Source organism: Xylanibacter rarus, from assembly GCF_001275135.1.
Lineage (GTDB): Bacteria > Bacteroidota > Bacteroidia > Bacteroidales > Bacteroidaceae > Prevotella > Prevotella rara.
The window spans coordinates 68,800-91,852 of sequence record NZ_LFQU01000016.1 but is presented as its reverse complement, the minus strand read 5'-3'; the positions used below and the strand labels follow the sequence as shown (position 1 = coordinate 91,852).

The following is a 23,053-nucleotide window of genomic DNA, read 5'->3' as shown; positions in this document are numbered from 1 at the left end:
TTATGATAAATGTAAAAATGATAAATCTATGACTAATTATATTGAATTAAAAAATATACGAGTAAATAATCTAAAGAATATTTCACTAAAAATTCCTCATAATAAGTTTATTGTTATAACAGGTGTTTCGGGCTCTGGCAAATCATCATTAGCCTTTGATACTCTCTATGCAGAAGGTCAAAGGCGCTATGTAGAAAGTCTTTCGTCATATGCAAGACAATTTCTAGGCAGAATGAATAAACCAGACTTTGATTATATTAACAATTTGCCTCCAGCAATAGCTGTTGAACAGAAAGTTAATACGCGTAATCCTCGTTCAACAGTAGGTACCAGCACTGAAATATACGATTATTTAAGAATGCTTTATGCAAGGATTGGGCATACCTATTCGCCTATAACGGGCAAAGAGGTAAAAAAACATTCATTAAAAGATGTAGTAAATTGTATAATGTCCTTTTCAAAAGGTACAAAATTTGTAATATTATCACAATTGCATATAAATGAACAATATACACTAAGGAGGCAACTTCAGATATATCTTCAGCAGGGTTTCTCACGTATTTATCATAATCACGAGTTTTACAGAATTGAAGATATTTTAGAGTCAAATATAGAAATATCACAAGATGAATCATTTTTATTAATTGACAGACTATCTGTAAGTGACGATACTGATACGTTATCGAGAATCTACGATTCATTAGAAACTGCTTTTTTTGAAGGAAGCGGAGCATGCAGACTTGTATTTATCCCATCATATATTTCTTATGATTTCTCTGATAAGTTTGAAGCAGATGGAATACGTTTTGAAGAACCTAATGATAATATGTTCTCATTTAACACCCCATTTGGAGCCTGTCCTGTTTGTGAAGGTTTCGGTAATGTCATAGGAATTGACGAAAAACTAGTTATTCCAAATCCATCGCTAAGTGTGTATGAAGGATGCGTACAATGTTGGCATGGAGAAAAAATGGCAAAATGGAAAGATGAATTTTGTTATCTTGCTGCAAAAGACAACTTCCCTATTTTTGAACCATACTATAATCTGTCACAAAATCACAAAGATTGGTTATGGCATGGCTTACCGTCACAAAAAAATAAAAATACAGAAGAAAAAATCTGTATTGATTCTTTCTTCCAAATGGTAAAGGAGAATCAGTATAAGATCCAATATCGTGTTATGATGAGTAGATATAGAGGGAGAACAATATGTCCTGAATGTAAAGGTACTAGATTGAGAAAGGAAGCACATTATGTTAAGATTGGTGATAAAAGTATCAATAATTTAGTAGAAATGTCCATTGACAACCTTAAAAAATGGTTTGACAATTTAGAACTAAATGAAACAGAGAAAAAAATCAGTAAGCGACTTTTAGCTGAAATTAATAACAGACTACAATTTTTGTTAGATGTAGGATTAGGATATCTAACATTAAACAGGGCGTCTAATAGTTTGAGTGGTGGTGAAAGCCAACGTATTAATTTAACAACAGCTCTTGGAAGTAGCTTGGTGGGATCGCTATATATATTAGACGAACCTAGTATTGGTCTTCATAGTAAAGACACATATAAGCTTATTCATGTCTTAAAAGAATTACAATCACTAGGTAATACTGTAATTGTCGTAGAACATGACGAAGATATTATAAAAGCTGCTGATTATCTGATTGATCTTGGACCCGATGCAGGTGCTAATGGCGGAGAAATTGTTTTCAGTGGAAACCCGGCAAATTTAAGAAATAGCGATCTAGAGAATTATTCAAATAGTCATACACTGAAATTTTTATTTAATACGGATAAAATAGAAATCCCAAAAACACGTCGTTCTTGGAATAAAAAAATAATAATCAGGGGAGCTAGAATGAATAATCTAAAGGGGATTGATGTAGACATTCCTTTAAACATTTTAAATGTCATTACAGGAGTGAGTGGCTCGGGTAAATCTTCATTAATTAGGGGTATACTCTACCCTGCCTTAAAACGAAGATTAGATGAAGTAGCAGATACTCCAGGAGAATTTGCTTCTTTAGATGGAGATTGGGCTGAAATAAAACATGTGGAAATGGTTAATCAAAATCCTATTGGGAAAAGTTCTCGCTCAAATCCTGTTACTTATGTTAAAGCTTTTGATGATATAAGACAACTTTTTGCGGAACAACCTTTGGCAAAACAAATGGGATTCACAGCACAATATTTCTCATTTAATGCTGAAGGTGGAAGATGTGAAACATGCAAAGGCACAGGAATAATTACTGTAGAAATGCAATTTATGGCAGATTTGGAGATCGTATGTGACAGCTGCCATGGTAAAAGATTTAAATCAGATGTTTTAGATGTAAAGTTTGCTGGCAAGAATATCTTCGACATATTAAATATGACAGTTACTGAGGCTATAGATTTCTTTACAAAGAATAATAAAGTTAATATAGCAAACAAATTAAAGCCTTTAGACGATGTTGGTCTTGGATATATAAAATTAGGACAAAGTTCCTCTACCCTATCAGGTGGAGAAAATCAACGTGTAAAATTAGCATATTTTCTTAGCCAAGAAAAATGTGAACAAACTTTATTTATTTTTGATGAACCTACAACAGGTCTTCATCTTCTTGATATAAAAAAATTACTAAAAGCTTTTGATGCTCTTATACAACATGGGCACTCAGTGATTGTTATTGAACATAATTTGGATGTCGTTAAATGTGCTGATAATATTATAGATTTAGGACCAGAAGGAGGAAATAAAGGTGGAAAACTTATTTTTGAAGGAACTCCCGAAGATTGCATAAAATGTGAATCAAGTATCACGGGAATATATTTAAAAGAGAAACTTATAAATTAAAAATAAGTTAAAACGCTAAAAATGATTATCTTGGTTTTTCTTTAATACATAAAAAAATATTACCTTTGCACTGCTTTGAAAGGAATGCCGATATGGCTCAGTTGGTAGAGCAATTCATTCGTAATGAATAGGTCCCGGGTTCGAGTCCCGGTATCGGCTCTTTGCGGTAATAGCTCAGTTGGTAGAGCACTAGCTTCCCAAGCTGGGGGTCGCGAGTTCGAGCCTCGTTTACCGCTCGAAATCAGATTAAAAATAGTTCTCTACTTTTAATTATTTATTGAAGATTGTTTTCTTTACTTTCTAACCCAATAAATATAAACCCTATTAGATTTTTAAATATTATTGTCTGGATATCCAAAAAATCAGAGTGTTTTTATCAAAAATTGATAAAAACATAAATTCTTTATACAGGCGTATTTGTACAGAACAGATAATAAGTCAATTGAAATCATATTACAGATTGAACCACAACCCTTATAAAGGTGGATGTGAGATACCATGAAGTTTTTCTGGGGCAGTAGAAATTTAATGGGGGTATCCGTAGAGCTTTGCGATTCTAAAGAGGAAAAACTTTTTATCTGTCACTCCATGAAGATTAGCTCTGAAAAGTTTGATTTTAGCATTGAATGATTCAGCAGCTGCATTCGTGGAACGATTGTTATAAAAGTTCAATATTTCACCATAATGTTCATAAAATGTTGCAGCAATCACATTAAATTGCTTCATGCCTGCACGTTCCACTTTATCATACCATTTTGCCATACTGAGCCTTGCGGCATCTTTGATTGTGTTTTTGGAAAACATCATTCTTAGTGAGTGCGACAGTCCGTAAGCAACTTTAATATCCGGGTATTCGTCAAATAGGATTCCGGCCCTTTCTTTTTGTCTTTCTGTCCATTTATCTGCTGATTTAAACAGCAGATAACGACTTCTGATAAGCAGTTCGGGGCGTGTGTCTCCGTTGGGGAAACGAAATGGCACATAGGTTTTACCCGACAGTTTGCATTCTTCCATTTCCTCGTTGCTCTGTTGCAGTGCATCCCAACGATGTGCCACGCGAATTTCCTGTACAGCATCACCAGCCAGTTTCTGTATGTGAAAACGGTCTATTACCCGTTTGGCATTAGGAAAGGCTACAGAAACTATTTTGCGCATCGAGTCTGAAAGATCAAGAGTGACCTCCTCAACCTTCATACGTTCCGCTTTATCAATCTGTTTTAAAGTCTGTATTATAGCCTCAGATTTTGTTCCGGCAACGACCGCCACCAGGCTTCCTTCAAGGGCATGGCGGTCACGGTTGGTAACAAACGTATACAGTTCGTCATTAGACAGGGAGGATTCGTCTATTGCGAGGCGGGGACCTATGTTTTCAGGAAACAGCAGCCATTTGTCGGCATGATCCAGCTCATCCCACTCACGGTAACCACTTAATATTTCTTTGTACTGCTTCTCAAAAGTATGTGCATTTATATGATAAAATGTTTCAAGCGTACGGCAAGTCACCTGGGATGTCTCCATACGTTTCTTTTAAAAAAGCCCCAAACTCTTTGGAGTAACGGGTGCCCTGGCAGGCCACATCAAACGTAATTGGGAGGCTGAAACTTTTGCCGGTGCGAAGGTCTGTCCATCTTCGGCGGCGGATTACCAGTATAACCTTATGGCCACGGATTGGGAAATCAGTAACGTTGACAGGACTCATAAAACCCTTTGATTCAAAATGAATATCATTTGATAATTCAGTATTCATTAATTCATCAAGGTGAATATGAATCTCACTCGAAGATTCTTCAACACTTACTATACTAAAATAATCTAGTATTTCTGAAGGCAGCACCAGTCGGGCTAACACTTCCAATTGATTCGTTTCCATATTGCAAAGGTCGGAATTTCTATGGAATTGCAACAAAAATCTCCATTAAATTTCTACTGCTCCCTTTTTAGGGACGAATAAATATAAAAATATATGCTACACTTTATTGCGGACTAAACAAATATGGTGTAGCATATCAAATCAATTATATCTGTAATACTTACTTCTTCTTCAATCCTTTATATACCAATACGCCAATAACAACTACAGCCAGCCCTAATAGCACATATCCAATCTCATGACTATATTGTGTTGCACGTTCATAAACATCTGCTGTCGTCTTTAAGTCTGTAAAGCGATAAATCAAATATCCCAACAGAGCAAGTATGGAGTTCCATACTCCAGCACCGAGCGTTGTATACAACAAAAAATGATCTAGCCTCATTCCAGCCAAGCCTGCAGGAATACTGATAAGCTGACGAACGGCTGGTATAAGTCTGCCAAAGAATGTTGACGCTGCACCATGTTGACGAAAATACATCTCAGCGTGTTCAACTTTTGCACGGTCTATTAAACACATATGCCCCAAACGGCTGTCGGCAAACTTATAAACAATTGGTCTGCCAAGCCAACGTGCAAGATAATAATTAACCAATGCACCAAGATCTGCACCTATAGTGGCAAAAACAACAACCATGAAAATATTCATGCTATCATCTGCCATTGCTTTCCATGCTGCTGGGGGCACAACCACCTCAGATGGAAAGGGTATGAAAGAACTTTCTATTGCCATAAATACTGTTACAACCCAATAGTTCAAATTCTCAAGTACCCATCTAAATAATTCTGCTGAATCCATTTAATTAAAATATTTTTTTGCAAAGTTATTGCTTTTATACATAAAAAACAAGAAAGACACTGATTAAGAGCAAAATTCGTAGTATATTCCCACCATGACCGGTAAATCAAAATTCCTGTAGTTCTTTATATATTCTCTGTACAGGTAGTCCCATGACATTAAAATAACTGCCTTTAATAGAGGTAACCCCTATATATCCTATCCATTCTTGGATACCATAAGCACCGGCTTTATCTAAAGGTTTATAATGCTCAACATAATAGTTGATTTCTGAATCAGACAATGACTTAAATGCAACATCAGTTACAACGGAAAAATGCTTTTGCTTAACCAAAGACGTAAGACATACACCTGTAACCACGTGATGAACTTTTCCGCTCAACTCATGCAAAATACGTTTTGCGTCATCTAGGTTTTTAGGTTTACCCAAGACCTCATCACCTAATATTACAACTGTATCAGCTGTAATAATCAAATTATTTGGTTCTATTATGCTTTTATATGCTTCTGCCTTTTTTGTTGAAATATATTCAGCAATTTCCATGACTGGCATATCTTCAGGATACGATTCGTCAATACCTGGTATTACATGTATGTCAAAATCAAGATCTAGCCCGGCTAAGAGTTCCTTTCGTCTTGGACTATTACTACTTAATATTATATGATAATCCTTTTTCATAACATTATTCATAAATTACCATCCAAAGGCAACAGCACTATCAAGCCATTTACCCTGAGCCCTAAGAACCTGTTCAATTACATCACGGGCACATCCATACCCTCCTCTATGATCGCTAATATACTTACTTATAGACTTGATGTCTGGACAAGCGTCTGCCGGACAGCATGGACAACCACAACGTGACATAACCTCATAATCAGGTATATCATCACCCATATATAAAATATCTTCATCTTTTAAGTCATATTTAGCCAAAAAATCATTATACACCTTTATTTTAACAGAACATCCCATAAAGATATCGGTTACTCCCAAACGTTCATAACGTATTTGTACACTTTGTGTGGTTCCTCCTGTAAGTATTACTATACGCAGACCTTGTTTTACTGCCAACTGAATAGCATATCCGTCTTTTATGTTCACTGTGCGCATAGGTTCACCTGATAAATGAAGGGGTATTGTTTCTGCGCTTAAGACTCCGTCCACGTCAAATATTATTGCACGTATCTTTTTTAAATCATAATTAATCATTTATTATCTCCTTTCTTCTGTGCCACATGATGTATGCTTATGCTCATGCATTCATATATTTGTTTGAAAATAGGATTATCTCGTAACATTTCAGACTGCATTCTGATGATATTCTGATCATATCTAACAGCAGGCCCAGTCTGTGCCTCATCCGGTTTCATATGATGAACCTTGTTTGCTGTTTCTTTAATTAAAGGCAGCATTACATCAAACGGTATATCATGTTTACCCAAAAGCTCTGAAGATATTTCATAGCAATGATTTACAAAATTACAAGCAAAAACGGCTGCCAGATGTAAATGCTTACGAGCCTCGGACGACAGGATATACACACGCTCAGATATGCTATCTGCTAAATGATGGGATGTTTCAAAGGCTAAATCATCAACACCTTCAACAAAGAAAGGTATGTTCTTAAAATCCAATAACTTAGTCTTTGAGAATGTCTGCATTGGATAAAGAACTCCATAATGTTGTGCCATACCCTTAAACACATCCAAAGGAACACTACCTGATGTATGTAAGAATATCTTATCGTCGCGCCCGTTACACAACGAAGGTATTATATCGGCAATAGCACTATCTTTTACTGAAATTATATAAACGTCAGCATCCTTTGTTACGTCTTCAATATTTATCACTGGAGCCCCGCCTAAAGCAGTTGCCAGTGTTGAAGCAGACTCAAATGTACGACTATATACCTGTAATATGTCATTGCCGGCACTATGCAGAGCATTTCCTAAATTCGTTGCAAGATTACCGGCACCAATAAAGACAATTTTCATCATTAAAATTTATTTATATGCACATTCTCCCATTTTAGAGCCTCTTCATCTTGCAAGGCACGGCCTTCATTCTTATGGCCAAATCCCACAACGCATAAAACATTGTAATTTTCAGGAATATCTAAAATACCTCGGATTACAGTATCGGCAGATGTTCCGTCAGACAGGCCACGTCCGCGCATCTGTGCCCAACAAGAGCCTAATCCGAGTTCTTCAGCCTGAAGCTGCATTGCCAAAGCTGCAATAGCTCCATCTTCAATCCAGCAGTCATTCTGTAAAGGCTCACCTAATACGACTATTGCCAAAGACGATTTCGCAAGAAATTTTGCACCCATGTCTTTCGCATCAGATAATTTTTCGATTGCCATCTTATCATCTACGACAATAAAGTGCCACGAACGTCGCCCCTTTGAAGTTGGTGACATCAATGCTGCGCGTAATATCAGCTTAACATCTTCTGAGTCTATTTCTTCGTTGGTAAAATTCCTGTAACTACGTCGTTTCTGAACTAATTCTTTAAAACTATTCATCTATGTAAATGCATTTGATTTATTAAAGGTCTGCAAAGTTAGACATTTATAATTCAAATCAAGACATAACTTATTGATTTTTAGAAAAGATTTATTATTTTTGCGGTATGAATGAAATAAAAATCGTCATTATTTCAAAAAGTGAGAACTTGCCGCCAATGCAATGCAAAAAATTGTTTCACAGCGACGAAATGTTTAAAATCATAGAAAAGACCCCTGGTCAAAAACCATATATGGTCATTGCATATGATAAAGAAAATATCGTTGCACACATGCTTGTAATGTTAAGGCGCAGGGGTTCATTATTTCCGCCATATCTCTTTACACAGGGAAGAGCGTATGGCGAAGGCGAATATTCTCCTGATTGCAATAATAAAGAAGAGATATTTGGCGAAATGCTGAAAAGCATCACAAGAGAATTACGCAAAGCTCTTTGCCTTTATATTGAATTCAGTGACCTCAGTACAAAAATGTTTGGATACAGCAAATTCAGAAATAATGGCTTTTTCCCTGTTCACTGGATGGAAATACACAATTCGCTGCATAGCATGAAACCAGAAAAACGACTCACATATAAAATGAGGAAATTACTTATTAATGCAAACAGAGCCGGATTAAAGACGAATATATCAACAACGGACAAAGAGCTAAACGATTTTTTCAAAATATTGAAGAATTATATTTCAATAAAGATCAGAAGATATATACCTGACATAAAATTATTTCGTGAAATGCTGAATAACGGATGCTGCAATCTGTTTACCACTACGCATAAGGGCACAATGGTTGGCGGGTGTATTTGTGTTTATTCAGAAAGTAATTGTTATATGTGGTATCTTGCAGCTAAAAAGAATTTCTTTACGAAACGAACGAATGCAATAACCGCTTGGACTGCAATAAGACATGCATATGCCGAAGGGTACAATCATATTTATTTCATGGACGTAGGACTGCCGTTCAAAAGAAATAATTTTAGAGAATTCATATTAAGTTTCGGAGGTAAACCTGTCGGTACATACAGATGGTTCAGATGTTCAATAAAATGGATTAACAAGCTTCTTTCTTGGTCATACAGAGAATAATCATACCTGCTGAAAACAATAATCGTGAACAATCCTCGTTATATACGAGATGAAAATAAAACAATTATATATAACATTATTGATGCTTTTATGCGTTATAAGCATAAAGGCGCAGACGTTCACCCTGCAGGGAAAGGTTACTGACAGCAACATGAGTCCTGTGGAATTGGCAACTGTTTCTGTAATTGAGCAGGGAAAAATGACAATGACTAATCTGAAAGGAGAATTCTCGATACAACTGCGCTCAGCTGACAGTGTTGTTGTCAGATTCTCCATGGTTGGCTATAAGACAAAAACGCGAGTATTAAGACGCCCAAGAGGAAAACAGACTCTTCTGATTCAGCTATATGACGATAATCAACTCGCCGGAATAACTGTCACAGAAAAAAAGAGGCAGACCGGAAGCACCCAACAGCTTGAAACTAAGGATATAAAGAATACTCCAAGCGTTACAGGTAATGCCGTTGAAGAGCTTATTCAATCACAAGCCGGTGTATCCACACATAGTGAGCTTTCTTCACAATATAACGTGCGAGGTGGAAGCTTTGATGAGAATAGTGTATATATTAACAATGTAGAAATTTACCGGCCTTTCCTGGTAAGAAGTGGTCAACAGGAAGGTTTGTCAATAATCAATCCTGACATGGTTGAATCAATTGGCTTCTCAACAGGTGGTTTCGAGGCAAGATATGGTGATAAGATGTCGTCTGTTCTTGATATAAAATACAAGAAGCCCAAGAAGTTTGAAGCTAACGTTGCAGCCAATCTTCTTGGCGCCAGTGCATTTGTTGGCTTTAGCACAAAGAAGTTTTCATGGAGCAACGGCATCAGATACAAGACAAACAAATATCTTCTTGGTTCACTTGATACAAAAGGAGAATATCAGCCTAACTTCCTAGATTATCAGACGTATCTTACTTATGAACCGACAAAAAATTGGTCGATAGAGGTTATCGGTGACATCTCAGAAAACCATTATAACTTTTATCCGGAAGACCGCGAAACAAAATTTGGCACAATGGAGAATGTCAAATCGTTCAAGGTGTTCTTCGATGGTCAGGAAAAAGACGTATTCCGCACATATTTCGGTTCATTGAGTATATCAAGAAAGTTTGGCGAGAAAACAAAGTTATCACTTATCGCATCTGCTTTTCATACTAATGAGCAAGAAAGATATGATATACAAGGCCAGTATTGGCTAACACAGACAGAAACGAGCGAAAACCTTGGCGTTGGTACATATATGGAGCATGCACGCAACTACCTTAAAGCGACTGTCAAAAGCATAAAGTTTGCTCTTGAACATAAAACAAAGAAGCATGACATCCAAGCCGGACTGACTTACAGAATAGAAAATATAACTGAAGACAGCAAGGAATATGAAATGCGTGATTCAAGCGGTTATAGCATCCCTCACACGGGTGAAGATCTTTATATGATTTATTCTCTAAAAGCGAAAAATACGCTTGATGCAAACAGACTGGAGACTTACATACAAGACACATGGCGTTTCAGCAGCAAAGGTGAACATACATTCTTTACGCTTAATTACGGAATAAGATTTAGTCATTGGAACTTTAATAAAGAAAGCATCATTAGTCCACGAATATCTCTAGGTATAGTTCCGGCGTTCAATCATGACGTAACAATGAGATTTGCCACGGGTATCTATTATCAGGCACCATTCTACAAGGAGCTCCGAGACACAACAACTATAAACGGAATAACATACGCCACTCTGAACAATAAGATAAAGAGCCAGCGCTCTATTCATTTTATTGCAGGCTTTGACTATCGCTTCAAGATGAAGGATCGTCCGTATAAGTTTACAGCAGAAGCTTACTATAAGGCCTTGTCGAATCTTGTTCCTTACACGGTAGACAACGTAAAGATTGTGTACGATGCCAGCCAGCAATGCAGCGGACATGCCATGGGACTTGATTTAAAACTTTACGGAGAATTTGTACCTGGTACAGACTCATGGGTAAGCCTTTCGCTAATGAACACCAGAATAAATATTAACGGAAAGAGTATACCTCTGCCAACAGACCAAAGATATTCGTTAAATCTATTCTTTACCGATTACTTCCCTGGAACAGACAGATGGCGGATGTCACTTAAATTGGCATTTGCCGATGGTCTTCCTTTCGGTGCACCTCACAGACAACTTGACGAGCAGCCTTTCCGTGCCCCAGCGTATAAACGTGCAGATATCGGTATGAGTTACAGGCTTTTGAACAATGAGAAAGGTGACCGCAAGTCTATTTTCAAGAATATATGGCTCGGTATTGACTGTCTTAATCTTTTGGGTATAAATAACGTCAATTCATATTATTGGATTACAGACGTAACCAATCAACAGTATGCCGTACCTAATTACCTTACCGGACGGCAGATAAACATCAAAGCGTCATTTGAATTTTAAAAACAAGGATGCATAAGAGCAATAAATAAAAACAGATTTGGCAATTCTAGGCTAAGTACAAATTGCAATTCGGAATCAGATATGATTAGCATGTTACATGCCTGATTTCATAAAAATATTTGTTCTTATGCATCCTTTCTTATATTTTATATTTTCCGGCATAAACACAAAATGTCTTTTAGTTCTCTTTTATTTTGCTTTTAGTCAAAATTGCATTAATTTTGCAATTATGATTAACTTGCGTGTCTTGTGAAACAAAAGCGTGCATTTAAAGTGTATGCTCACAGCACATCAACAATATTTCAAACTCATGACCGAGAACAAGAAACTGATATTGTCGCTTGGAAGCAATTACGATCAGGAGCGAAACATCATAGAAGCAATATCGCTGCTAAACAAGATGTTCGCCAAAAACGATATTGTTTTCAGCAGACAGATGTGGACCAATCCTGTAGACATAAAATCGGATAAATTTCTTAATTGCATGCTGTTCACCCATACTTCATGCGGACTTGATGAAGTGGAACGCAGCATAAAAGAAATTGAATGTATCTGTGGCAGGAAAAATGATGAGAAAGACAAGAATATTGTAAAGATTGACATTGACATCCTGCTATATGGAGATAAAAGACTGCACGACAAAGACTGGACACGCGGATACGTGAAGGAATTGATGAAAGAATGTCCTTTCTGAAAGTTGCAGACGAAATAACTTAAATGATTGAATATAAACTTTTTACATAATATATTATGAAAAAATATAGCGTAAATATTTTAACGATATTGTCAATGCTCCTATTCTGTGCCACGAACGGATTTTGTCAGACATTTGACGAGTATTTTACAGATAAGACCCTGAGAATAGATTATATATTTTCAGGCAACGCAAAGCAACAGACTATAAGTCTAGACAAACTAAACACTATGCCACGATGGTATGGCAAAAGGCAAAGGTTGGCCCAGGTTCCCGTTGAAGGCAATGGTCAAATAACAGTCAGACCACATAATTCGGACAAAATCATATACAGAAACTCCTTCTCTACCCTGTTTCAAGAATGGCTGTCATATTATGAGGCAAAAACTACAAGCAAATCATTTGAGAATGTTTTCCTTGTACCAATGCCCAAGGACACCATCGATATTACAGTTGATTTATATAATAACAGGCGTGAAAAAAGTGCTACGTTTACACACACAGTTGCTCCTTCCGACATACTTATAAGGCACATTGGTGAGCATGATATAACTCCATATAAAGTTATCCAGCAGGCAGCTGACACAACAAAATGTATCCATATTGCATTTGTTGCCGAAGGATACACAAAAGATGAGATGAATGTTTTTCTCAACGATGTAAATATTGCCACAGAAGCACTCTTTGCCCATGAGCCTTTTAAGTCTAAACGTAAGTGTTTTAATATAGTAGCAGTAGAATCAGAATCAAAGGAAAGCGGAACAAGCGAACCTTCAAAGGGTATATGGAAGAATACGGCACTGCACTCTCATTTCGACACATTCTACAGTAACAGATATCTTACGACCTTAAATATTAAAGAACTCCATGATTGGCTTGCAGGCATCCCTTACGAGCATATCATCATATTGACAAATACAAACGAATATGGCGGCGGCGGTATTCTCAACTCTTATGTTCTGTCAATGACACATCACAAACAATTCAAACCGGTCGTTGTACATGAGTTTGGCCACAGTTTCGGAGGACTTGGCGACGAGTATGCTTACGAGCAAGAACAGATACCGATGTATCCTCATGACGTAGAGCCATGGGAACCCAATATCACCACACTGAAAGACTTTCACGGCAAATGGGAGAACCTTATAAAGCCAGGAACCCCTACCCCAACTCCAGAAAGTACAGATCCACAAACAATACAAAACAGGGTCGGACTATTTGAAGGGGCCGGTTATAGTCTCAAAGGTGTTTACCGAGGCGTACAGGACTGCAGAATGCGCACAAACGAAAATCCTGAATTTTGCATCGTCTGCCGTAATGCCCTAACCAACTTGATTGACTTTTATACAAAATGAGATATTTACTGATTCTGATATTCTCATTACTAACATTGCAAAGTCATTATGCTGTCGGACAAAGCGACAAATCAGACTCAAAAATATTGGAACGTGCCTTAGACTATTTTGCAGGTGAAAAATATCATGAGGCATTGTTGCTACTGAAAAAGCTTGATGAAAAGTATAATCTAAATCCTAGGTTCAAGGCATATTTGGGCGTCTGCTACTTTCATGAATTCGATTATGAAAAAGCGTGCAGTTATCTTGATGAAACGATAAATCAGCTCGATGTATATTCGCCTGCAGAGAGAAGTGTCTATTATAATGTTGCCGCTGAAAGCCATTTCATGCTTAACGAGTATGAAAAAGCAATTCCTTTATACGAAAAGAAACTGCTGGTTTGCTGCAATGAAGAAAAAGGCGACATATACTACAGGCTTGGCTTCTGCTATATGTTTAACAGCAAATGGGAATGTGCAGCTGAATATTTCAAGTCCGCCATGAGCTATTACACCACTTTCAATGCAGGGCAGAAAACTACAAGAATGGCTCAGCTCGATAAGATGATTAAAGGATGTGAGGAAAATGCAGGCAAGCTATAATTACAATTTAAAGATATTGCCGGATATGTTTGTGCATATCCGGCAATATCTTTTTATATCTTCATTATTTGCAAATAACGTTCTTTAGAAGAATATCATTGTTCATTTGAAATTTATAAAATTTTTATACAGAATGTTGCAAGATAATGAGCTATATCAAGAAATAGCAGATGGTATGGCAACATATATAAAGTATAAAATGTACTTAATGAATAAAAATACACATCAAATCCAATAAATTATCATTATTATTGCTAAAAATAAATTTTAATCATATCTTTGTAGAAATTAATAAGCGGACTCCATGATGAACATAGCAAAAAGTAAAATACTGCAATTGACGGAAAAATATGCAACGTCCTCACATATAAATTTTATAGTCAGAAGAATATTCTTCTTCTTTATAATTATCGGAACTATGGCAATGCTATTCTCTTTCACATCTATGCCACATAAAAGACTTGCAGATGAAAGAGAAGATTCTGTAGCACAGAATGAAGACTCAGTAGTGTCGGTAATCGCATGGTTTAATAAAAATGACACCATGACATATTGGATAAATGAGAGCACATGGGATATAAGAAAAGGTGACACAATAAAGACAGCCGGAATAAATACTAAAATTATGATAACCGTAACAGACTCCACCAAGAAGGGATATGATATGGAATATTCCTTTCTTGACTTTAAAACTGATTCTGTTAAAGATTCATGGAAACAAAATCTCCTAAATGAGGCACTTGATAAATATAAAGAAGCAATAAAAGGCACAACCATAAAATTCAGGACAGACATATATGGCAAAATTATCAAATATGATAACCTTAATGAGATAAAAAAGCAGTCAAAGCAGCTTTTCATGGAAACTATTAAAGAGATGTCTATCATTGATAGTTTGGCTGTTGCAGGTATTGATCTTAAAACTTTATTAAAAGATGTTGACGCGGATAGACTTGTACAAGGATATATAGATGAACTTGAGTTGATGTTTAAACATTACGGGACGACATATAACATCGTCAGTATAACAAATCATTCAGATGCCACTGAAGATGATTATGAAACAGACTCCTATGTGTCTGTTTCGGAAAACAATGAAACTTATGACTACAGAATCGTGGTCGACGTTAACAAATACATTCCGAAAGATGACATAAAGGCTATAATCGAAGGGGTGGCCAGTGCTTATTTGGATGAAGATAAATTTAATGAGGTTAAAGAGGATATGGATGAAAATTTTGATAAGCAGGTATCAGATGATTTACTATATAATACTTATCTTTCAATAGACTATTTCTATGACGGCTGGCCCAAAGAAATAATTAAGCAAGAGAAAAGAGTCATAGGTAAGATAGGAAAGCTTTCTCAAAAATATATCACGTGGGACTGCCGTAATGTCAGACATTAATTTTAATACAGAAAGCTAAATTTAAATTTTCTTTTTGATACATGAGACGACGTTTTTACTGTTATTATGTCATTCTCGTTTTGTCATAAATTCCTGCAAAATTAGAAAAACAAGAACCTTAAAATATGCTGATTAGGTAAAATATATTTACGTTATTAAATAAATGGCATACTTTTATAATGCAATTCAGCCACTTTTATGATTCAATTCAGTAGTTTTAATAGTGTACATAGGCAAGTTTTCATATTAAAATAAGGTCATTTTTGCATAATATCAGGCTTATTTTATTGCACATAAATTCATAAAATCATATAATCCTCTGTAAATCAAACGCTTGCTTATGCACACATAGAAAGACGATTTTTACAGACAAATGATTTATATTTTCAAATATCTCAATCTGAAAGCTTTATAGGAAATCAGATGGAAAGCAACTGCACGTTATTATTGTCATTATGATATTTAAGGAAAAAGTGTGTTGCAAATATCATAATAGATCAAAGAAACGGGATGAGCATATTATCAATCCAATACGGACTATAAGCAAAAAAATACATGCACAGAAAATATTTATTATCGAGTATTGATGTTCAAACAAATTACAAAATAATGATATAGATACGAAATAAATAATGTACTTTTGCCATCAGCAAAATTTAAATATATAGACAGCATGGAAAAAGGAATAAATAATGAGCATAGTTGCGTGGATTGCGGCACACAAAACTGCAAATATAAAAATCGTACATATCCAGAATTCTGTCTTACAACAAATTTGGATGAAAGCGACAGGTTATGGGCATTGGAAAAATATGAGGAATCCAACAATAAAGCCATAATGATTGCAAGTGCCGAAGTAGAATATGAAGGGTATTGCAAATGGACAAGAGTGCAAGAAATTATGGAATTTGCACATAAAATAAATGCAAAACGTATCGGCATAGCCAACTGTATCGGTTTAATTAATGAAGCACGTATCTTTGCAAAGATATTGCGCGCAAATGGATTTGAGCCATTTGCTGTTATTTGTAAAGTTGCCGGGCAGTCTAAAACGTCGGTCGGAATACCTTCTGAATGTGAAAATATCGGTGCTGCTATGTGCAATCCTATATTACAAGCCCGCTTGCTCAATCAAGCCAACACAGATCTAAATGTTGTTATCGGATTATGCGTTGGTCACGACAGCCTATTTTATAAATACTCCAACGCTTATGTAACAACACTTGTAACTAAAGACCGTGTCACAGGAAACAATCCTGCAGCAGCATTATATACAGCAAATTCATACTACTACAAAAAATTCTTTAAAAAAGCTATTGAATGAGGGCGTGTCAAAATGTACATTAACATACATTTTGACACGCCCTCGTATTATTGACAAAAACTATCCATAATAAATCTCAAATAAATAATATATACTTATTTTTATCTTATATATTACTGTGCGTACCCAAATAACACATATATCAAATCAAATATATAAATTTACACTTTGATACATCAAATACGTATTATGATATCACATTAACAGTCATGGAAAATACAATTTTCACGTTTCTAGCGACAATCAAGTTAATTGTGTCAAATTATCAATCTTACTAAGGTGTAAAAAATGATTATGGCAAAAGATGTTTTATTACAAAAGTTTAATTTTCTATTATTTTTTCATCACATGCTTGTTGATAAACAATTAATTATTTATCTTTGTATAGGATTTAAAATTATCCTATTCAAGTTTAGAACCTAAAATCTGCATGAAAAATAGTGACTTAAGCCACTACATACTTGCAGAAGAAACCTTAAAAAGAAAGACAACAATTATATGGTATACATATCTCTACCGGAGAATAGCACAAGGCAGTTATCTTTTTATCTTGCCATGGAAGAATACGCAGCCAGAAACATCAATGAATATGATTGTTTCTTTCAATGGCAAGTTGAGCCATCTGTGATATTTGGGCGCAATCAATTGATTGAGAATGAAGTAAACATTGAATATTGTCGCAAGAATGGCATAAAGATGTATAGACGCAAAAGTGGCGGAGGGTGTGTATATGCAGACATGAGCAACATCATGTTTTCATACATAACAAGTGAAGAAAGTGTAGGCTTCACTTTCAACCGATACATTAACACCGTAATACATTTACTTAGAAAATTAGGCGTCGAAGCCACAACAAGCGGGCGTAATGACATCCTGATTGATGGTAAGAAGGTATCCGGAAACGCATTCTATCATATACCAGGACGAAATATAGTACATGGTACCATGCTCTATGATACAGACATGCAAAACATGGTAGGAAGTATTACTCCATCAGACGAAAAACTGATGAGCAAAGGAATAAAGAGCATAAGACAGAGGATAAATCTTCTAAAAGACTATATCAGCCTTGATATTGATGAATTTAAAGAATATGTGAAGAAGAACTTATGTGATAAGGAAATTGTACTAACGGAAGAAGATGTCGAAAAAATCAAAGAAATTGAAAAAGAATATCTTTCAACCGAGTTCATCTACGGCAACAACCCCAAATATACTGTTATTAAACGTAAAAGAATTGAACATGCAGGAGATTTTGAGTTGAGGATGGATATAAAAAATGGCATAATAAAAGATATTGAAATATTGGGTGATTTCCTAATCACAGGTGACATAAACGAAAGCATTAAAAACCGGCTTAAGAATGTAAAATTGGATAAAGAGTGTATTGAAAAAGCGTTGCCGGAACAGCTTGATGATGTCATAATGAACTTAAATAAAGACGAATTTATTAATATCATAATAAACTAAAAACATTTAAAAACCTTAGAAAATATGGAAAACAAAAAAACCTGTCTGCATGACAAGCATGTTGAGGCCGGAGCGCTAATGCAACCCTTCGGCGGTTTTGATATGCCAATTCAGTACACATCAATCATCGATGAACACAATGCGGTAAGACAGCATTGTGGAGTGTTTGATGTGTCACATATGGGCGAAATAACCGTTACAGGTAATGATGCAGAGAAATATGTAAGTCATATATTTACAAATGACATTAAAGACGCCACAGTAGGCAAAGTTTACTATGGCATGATGCTGTATGAAGATGGTGGTGTTGTAGATGACCTTTTAGTATATAAAATGGGAGAAAACAACTTCTTCCTTGTAATAAATGCAGCCAATATAGATAAAGATGCTAAATGGATTAACGATAATGCAAAAGGTTATGACGTTGAGATAACAAACCGTTCAGACTATTACGGCCAGTTGGCAGTGCAAGGTCCTGAGGCAGAAGATGTCATGAGAGAGGTTTTAGGTCAAGAATGTAGTGATCTTACATTCTATACAGCTAAAACTGTAATGATAGATGGTGTAGAAACAATTATAAGCCGTACTGGATATACTGGCGAAGACGGATTTGAGATCTATAGTAGCCATGAATATATTAGAAAAGCATGGGATGAATTAATGAAGAGCGGACGCTGTAAACCATGTGGTCTTGGCTGCCGTGACACTTTACGTTTTGAAGCAGGACTTCCTCTATATGGTAACGAACTAAGCGACAAGATAACACCTGTTATGGCTGGTCTGAGCATGTTCTGTAAACTCGACAAACCAGAATTTATTGGAAAAGAAGCCATTGCGAAACAAAAGGCAGAAGGAATTAAGCTAAAGGTAGCAGGTATAGAACTGCATGACAAAGCGATACCACGTCATGGATATACAGTAACATGCAATGGCAAAGAAATAGGAAAGGTTACAACAGGCTACCAATCAATATCCACTCAGAAAAGTGTATGCATGGCCTTAATTGATGCAGAATGTGCAAAACTTGGCAATCAAGTTGAAGTGCAAATTCGCAAGAAATCTTATCCAGGAACTATTGTGAAAAAAGCATTCTATCAAAAACATTATAAGAAATAAAAATATAGCTCATTATACAGCAATATTTTATAAGATTAAAACATAAATAACAACTAAAAATAAAGATAATATTATGGCAAAAGTTATTGAAGGACTCTATTACTCTGAGTCACACGAATTTGTAAGAGTTGAAGGTGAATATGGTTATATCGGTATCACAGACTACGCTCAAAATGCACTTGGAAACGTAGTTTATGTTGATATGCCTGAAGTTGACGACGAAATCGAAGCAGGCGAAGACTTCGGTGCTGTTGAAAGCGTAAAAGCTGCAAGCGACCTTATATCTCCTGTAAGCGGAACTGTCGTTGAGATTAACGAAAACCTTGAAGATACACCAGAACTTGTTAACAAGGATGCATATGAAAACTGGATCATAAAGGTTGAACTGACAAATAAAGAAGAACTCAACGAACTTATGGACGCAGAAGCTTATAAGAATTTCTGTGAGAAATAAAAATTACGTCAATATTTTGGGGTTAATTGAAGCGTGCATGTCTTGTTTCGTACAAAAGGGTGAATAAAAATCTAAAATATCTGATTTTGATAGCCATAAATATATGTACAACCTAAAGATTAAAACTTCAATTAACTCCAAATACTTCTTTATATTTATCGTAAACATATACAAACTCTTACACCTTAAATCCTAATGGCTTACAAATATTTTCCTCATACAGAAGAAGACATTGAACAAATGCTCAATGTCATCGGAGCTAAATCGCTGAAAGAACTTTATGCCGAAGTACCTGAAGAGATTATCTTTAAGGACCAGTATGAATTACCTGAAGCCAAAAGCGAAGTAGAAATACGTCAATTATTCAGCAAGATTGGCGAGAAGAACAAGAAATACACATGTTTTGCCGGAGCTGGAGTATACGACCACTATACCCCAGCAATAATACCACAATTAATACAACGTTCTGAATTCCTGACAAGTTACACGCCATACCAGGCTGAAATTTCACAAGGAACGTTACATTATATCTTTGAATATCAAAGTATGATGACAGAACTAACAGGTATGGATGTTTCAAATGCATCAATGTATGATGGTACGACTGCTACTGCAGAAGCTGTAATGATGGCATTCGGAGCTGCAAGAAAAGCTGATACAGTGCTTGTATCTGAAACAATAGATCCAAGGACTCTTGCAGTTATTAATACATATGCTCATTTCCACAATATCAAAATAGAAATGGTAAAGCAGGAAGAGGGAGTTACAGATATGAAATCAATGTCTTCTCTGCTTGAAAAAGGAAATGTCGCAGGAGTGGTTGTACAACAGCCCAATCGTTACGGAATAATTGAAGATTATGATGGCCTGGCAGATAAATGCCATGAACATAAGGCCTTAATGATTATGAATAGCGTAGCAGCTGACTTAGCACTACTAAAGACCCCAGGAGAACTTGGAGCTGATATCGCTGTAGGTGAGGCCCAGTCTTTAGGTGTTCCAATGTCATTCGGAGGTCCATATATCGGGTATTTATGCTGTACAGAAAAGCTTATGCGCAAAATGCCAGGACGTATTGTCGGAGAAACACGTGACAGCAGAGGACAACGCACTTTTGTACTTACATTACAAGCAAGAGAACAGCATATACGCCGCCAAAAGGCAACATCAAACATTTGTTCAAATCAAAGTTTGATGGCATTATTTGTTACAATATATATGTCAGTGATGGGCAAAGAAGGCCTTAAAGAAGCTGCAACTCTATCATATTCCGGAGCACACTATCTTTGTGATCAACTTAAAAATACGGGACACTTTAAACTCGCATACGACAAACCTTTCTTTAATGAATTCTGCGTCAAATATGACGGGAACGTAGACGAGCTGCAGAAAAAACTAATGGACAATGGTATTCTGGGCGGTATAAAAGTAGCAGATGACACAATAATGTTTGCAGTAACAGAGAACCGCACTAAAGAAGAAATAGACAAATTAGTTGATCTATGCAAATAAACATGTAACCGTTATTTTAACAATCTGAAAAAGCACAATCATGAATAACAAATTATATGGCAAATTAATATTCGAGTTATCTCACCCCGGAAGAAAGGGCTACTCGATGCCAGAAAATAAATTCGGCAATTATACTCTGCCCGCAGAAATGAAAAGAAGCAAAGATGCCATGCTTCCTGAATGTGATGAACTTACAGTTGTACGTCATTATACAAATCTTAGCGGAAACAACTTTGGTGTTAACAACGGCTTCTATCCCTTAGGAAGCTGTACCATGAAATATAACCCTTCAATAAATGAAGAAATGGCTGCAGCAGACGCATTTACAGCTTTGCATCCACAGCAACCAGAAAATACATGCCAAGGTGCATTGGAGGTTTATTATAACCTACAAAAATCACTTGCTGCAATAACAGGCCTTGAAGAGTTTACATTGAATCCTTTTGCAGGTGCACACGGAGAGTTGACCGGTCTTATGATTATTCGTGCATGGCATGAGAGCCGAGGCGACCACAAACGTGTAAAAGTAATCATACCTGACTCTGCTCACGGAACAAATCCTGCTTCTGCTGCAGTATGTGGACTTGAGATTGTTGAGGTAAAAAGTACAGCAGAAGGAATTGTTGACGTAAACGATCTTCGCGGACTGCTTGATGATACAGTCGCTGCAATGATGATGACAAATCCTAATACATTAGGATTGTTTGAAAAAGAAATTCCGGAAATAGCTAAGCTAGTTCATGAATGCGGTGGACTAATGTATTATGATGGTGCAAACCTTAATCCAATGCTCGGTGTATGCCGTCCTGGTGACATGGGTTTCGATGTAATGCACATAAATCTTCATAAAACATTCTCAACGCCTCATGGAGGTGGCGGTCCCGGCTGTGGTCCTGTAGGCGTAAGAAAAGGGATGGAACATCTACTCCCCTGCCCTAAAGTAGTCAAAGAAGGTGACACCTACAAAGTTCAGACTCAAGGTGAAGGTGATATTCATGTAGGAGCATACCTAGGAAACTTTGGTGTTGCGGTAAAGGCTTATTCATATATTCTGTCATTAGGAAAAGAGAATATAAAGATGGCAGGTCCATTAGCAACACTTAATGCTAACTATATTAAAGAACGTCTAAAAGATGTATACGACCTACCGATTGCCTCTATTTGCAAACATGAATTTGTGTTCAACGGACTCAAAGACAAATCGACAGGTGTGACCACTATGGATGTTGCCAAGCGTTTGTTGGACTATGGATTCCATGCTCCGACAATTTACTTCCCTCTGCTATTCCATGAAGCAATGATGATTGAACCGACTGAAACGGAAAGCAAGGAAACTATAGACGAATTTATCAACATTATGCGTATAATAGCCCAAGAGGCAAAAGATAATCCTGAACTTGTTAAAACTGCACCTCACAACACCCCAATAGGACGTGTAGATGATGTGTTGGCAGCCAAACAACCTGTGTTGAGATATAAAGGATAATCTCTTTACAGACTATTTTGGCAGTAAGTCTTGTCGATTTCTGAAATACACGAAGCCGGCAAGACTTACTTTTATCCCATAAAAATGTTTTAAAGAAGAATATCTTT

The 23,053-nt window shown here is 36.3% G+C and carries 20 protein-coding genes and 2 tRNA genes; 15 read left to right on the top strand and 7 right to left on the bottom strand.

Features of this window, described 5'->3' with window-relative positions:
• Positions 1-28 precede the first annotated feature (28 nt).
• The 3 genes from uvrA (at position 29) to ACU52_RS09205 (ending at position 3,075) form a co-directional block, all read left to right on the top strand.
• Positions 29-2,839, top strand: coding sequence for an excinuclease ABC subunit UvrA (gene uvrA / locus ACU52_RS09215; RefSeq protein WP_053398587.1), 2,811 nt, complete (start codon positions 29-31; stop codon positions 2,837-2,839).
• Between the two features lie 86 nt (positions 2,840-2,925).
• Positions 2,926-2,998: transfer RNA gene (locus ACU52_RS09210), tRNA-Thr, on the top strand.
• Between the two features lie 4 nt (positions 2,999-3,002).
• A tRNA-Gly gene (locus ACU52_RS09205) sits at positions 3,003-3,075 on the top strand.
• Between the two features lie 289 nt (positions 3,076-3,364).
• Here ACU52_RS09205 and ACU52_RS09200 read toward each other — a convergent pair.
• The 7 genes from ACU52_RS09200 to ACU52_RS09170 all read right to left on the bottom strand — a co-directional run bounded on the left by ACU52_RS09200 (position 3,365) and on the right by ACU52_RS09170 (position 8,036).
• Positions 3,365-4,357, bottom strand: a complete 993-nt coding sequence (locus ACU52_RS09200) for an ISAon1 family transposase (RefSeq protein WP_053398586.1) — start codon at positions 4,355-4,357, stop codon at positions 3,365-3,367.
• Positions 4,323-4,709, bottom strand: a complete 387-nt coding sequence (locus ACU52_RS09195) for an ISAon1 family transposase N-terminal region protein (protein WP_053398585.1) — start codon at positions 4,707-4,709, stop codon at positions 4,323-4,325. Before ACU52_RS09195 ends, ACU52_RS09200 begins: the two co-directional genes overlap by 35 nt.
• Before the next feature lie 160 nt (positions 4,710-4,869).
• A complete protein-coding gene (locus ACU52_RS09190) occupies positions 4,870-5,508 on the bottom strand; it encodes a DedA family protein (RefSeq protein ID WP_021853489.1) in 639 nt (212 codons plus the stop codon).
• A gap of 106 nt (positions 5,509-5,614) precedes the next feature.
• Entirely contained in the window at positions 5,615-6,187 is a 573-nt protein-coding gene (locus ACU52_RS09185) for a Maf-like protein (protein WP_021853491.1), read from the bottom strand.
• A 15-nt stretch (positions 6,188-6,202) separates the two neighbouring features.
• Positions 6,203-6,721 carry a KdsC family phosphatase gene (locus ACU52_RS09180; protein ID WP_053398584.1) on the bottom strand — a complete coding sequence of 173 codons (519 nt, stop codon included), beginning with the start codon at positions 6,719-6,721 and terminating at the stop codon, positions 6,203-6,205.
• On the bottom strand, positions 6,718-7,506 hold the full coding sequence (locus ACU52_RS09175; RefSeq protein ID WP_053398591.1) for a Rossmann-like and DUF2520 domain-containing protein: 789 nt from the start codon (positions 7,504-7,506) through the stop codon (positions 6,718-6,720). Before ACU52_RS09175 ends, ACU52_RS09180 begins: the two co-directional genes overlap by 4 nt.
• A 2-nt stretch (positions 7,507-7,508) precedes the next feature.
• On the bottom strand, positions 7,509-8,036 hold the full coding sequence (locus ACU52_RS09170; RefSeq protein ID WP_053398583.1) for a nitroreductase family protein: 528 nt from the start codon (positions 8,034-8,036) through the stop codon (positions 7,509-7,511).
• A gap of 107 nt (positions 8,037-8,143) precedes the next feature.
• Here ACU52_RS09170 and ACU52_RS09165 point away from each other — a divergent pair, with 107 nt between their 5' ends.
• The 12 genes from ACU52_RS09165 (at position 8,144) to gcvPB (ending at position 22,946) form a co-directional block, all read left to right on the top strand.
• Positions 8,144-9,118, top strand: coding sequence for a GNAT family N-acetyltransferase (locus tag ACU52_RS09165; RefSeq protein WP_053398582.1), 975 nt, complete (start codon positions 8,144-8,146; stop codon positions 9,116-9,118).
• A 49-nt stretch (positions 9,119-9,167) separates the two neighbouring features.
• On the top strand, positions 9,168-11,543 hold the full coding sequence (locus ACU52_RS09160) for a TonB-dependent receptor (RefSeq protein ID WP_053398581.1): 2,376 nt from the start codon (positions 9,168-9,170) through the stop codon (positions 11,541-11,543).
• 277 nt (positions 11,544-11,820) lie between these two features.
• On the top strand, positions 11,821-12,237 hold the full coding sequence (locus ACU52_RS09155) for a 2-amino-4-hydroxy-6-hydroxymethyldihydropteridine diphosphokinase (protein ID WP_082335228.1): 417 nt from the start codon (positions 11,821-11,823) through the stop codon (positions 12,235-12,237).
• A gap of 95 nt (positions 12,238-12,332) precedes the next feature.
• Positions 12,333-13,592: a M64 family metallopeptidase gene (locus ACU52_RS09150; RefSeq protein ID WP_239684900.1), complete on the top strand. Its 1,260-nt coding sequence runs from the start codon at positions 12,333-12,335 to the stop codon at positions 13,590-13,592.
• Positions 13,589-14,176 (top strand): tetratricopeptide repeat protein, encoded by a 588-nt coding sequence (locus ACU52_RS09145; protein WP_053398579.1) that lies wholly within the window; start codon positions 13,589-13,591, stop codon positions 14,174-14,176. Before ACU52_RS09150 ends, ACU52_RS09145 begins: the two co-directional genes overlap by 4 nt.
• A gap of 304 nt (positions 14,177-14,480) precedes the next feature.
• A complete protein-coding gene (locus tag ACU52_RS09140; protein WP_053398578.1) occupies positions 14,481-15,584 on the top strand; it encodes a hypothetical protein in 1,104 nt (367 codons plus the stop codon).
• Between the two features lie 673 nt (positions 15,585-16,257).
• The gene (locus ACU52_RS09135; protein WP_053398577.1) at positions 16,258-16,908 is read left to right on the top strand and encodes a DUF1847 domain-containing protein; all 651 of its coding nucleotides are present in this window, start codon (positions 16,258-16,260) and stop codon (positions 16,906-16,908) included.
• Positions 16,909-17,406: 498 nt separating this feature from the next.
• Positions 17,407-18,378: a lipoate--protein ligase gene (locus tag ACU52_RS09130; protein WP_021855441.1), complete on the top strand. Its 972-nt coding sequence runs from the start codon at positions 17,407-17,409 to the stop codon at positions 18,376-18,378.
• Positions 18,379-18,402: 24 nt separating this feature from the next.
• Positions 18,403-19,494: a glycine cleavage system aminomethyltransferase GcvT gene (gene gcvT / locus ACU52_RS09125; protein WP_053398576.1), complete on the top strand. Its 1,092-nt coding sequence runs from the start codon at positions 18,403-18,405 to the stop codon at positions 19,492-19,494.
• A gap of 73 nt (positions 19,495-19,567) precedes the next feature.
• On the top strand, positions 19,568-19,948 hold the full coding sequence (gene gcvH, locus ACU52_RS09120; RefSeq protein ID WP_021855443.1) for a glycine cleavage system protein GcvH: 381 nt from the start codon (positions 19,568-19,570) through the stop codon (positions 19,946-19,948).
• A gap of 195 nt (positions 19,949-20,143) precedes the next feature.
• The gene (gene gcvPA, locus ACU52_RS09115) at positions 20,144-21,460 is read left to right on the top strand and encodes an aminomethyl-transferring glycine dehydrogenase subunit GcvPA (protein ID WP_053398575.1); all 1,317 of its coding nucleotides are present in this window, start codon (positions 20,144-20,146) and stop codon (positions 21,458-21,460) included.
• A 40-nt stretch (positions 21,461-21,500) separates the two neighbouring features.
• Positions 21,501-22,946: an aminomethyl-transferring glycine dehydrogenase subunit GcvPB gene (gene gcvPB / locus ACU52_RS09110; RefSeq protein WP_053398574.1), complete on the top strand. Its 1,446-nt coding sequence runs from the start codon at positions 21,501-21,503 to the stop codon at positions 22,944-22,946.
• Positions 22,947-23,053: the final 107 nt, after the last annotated feature.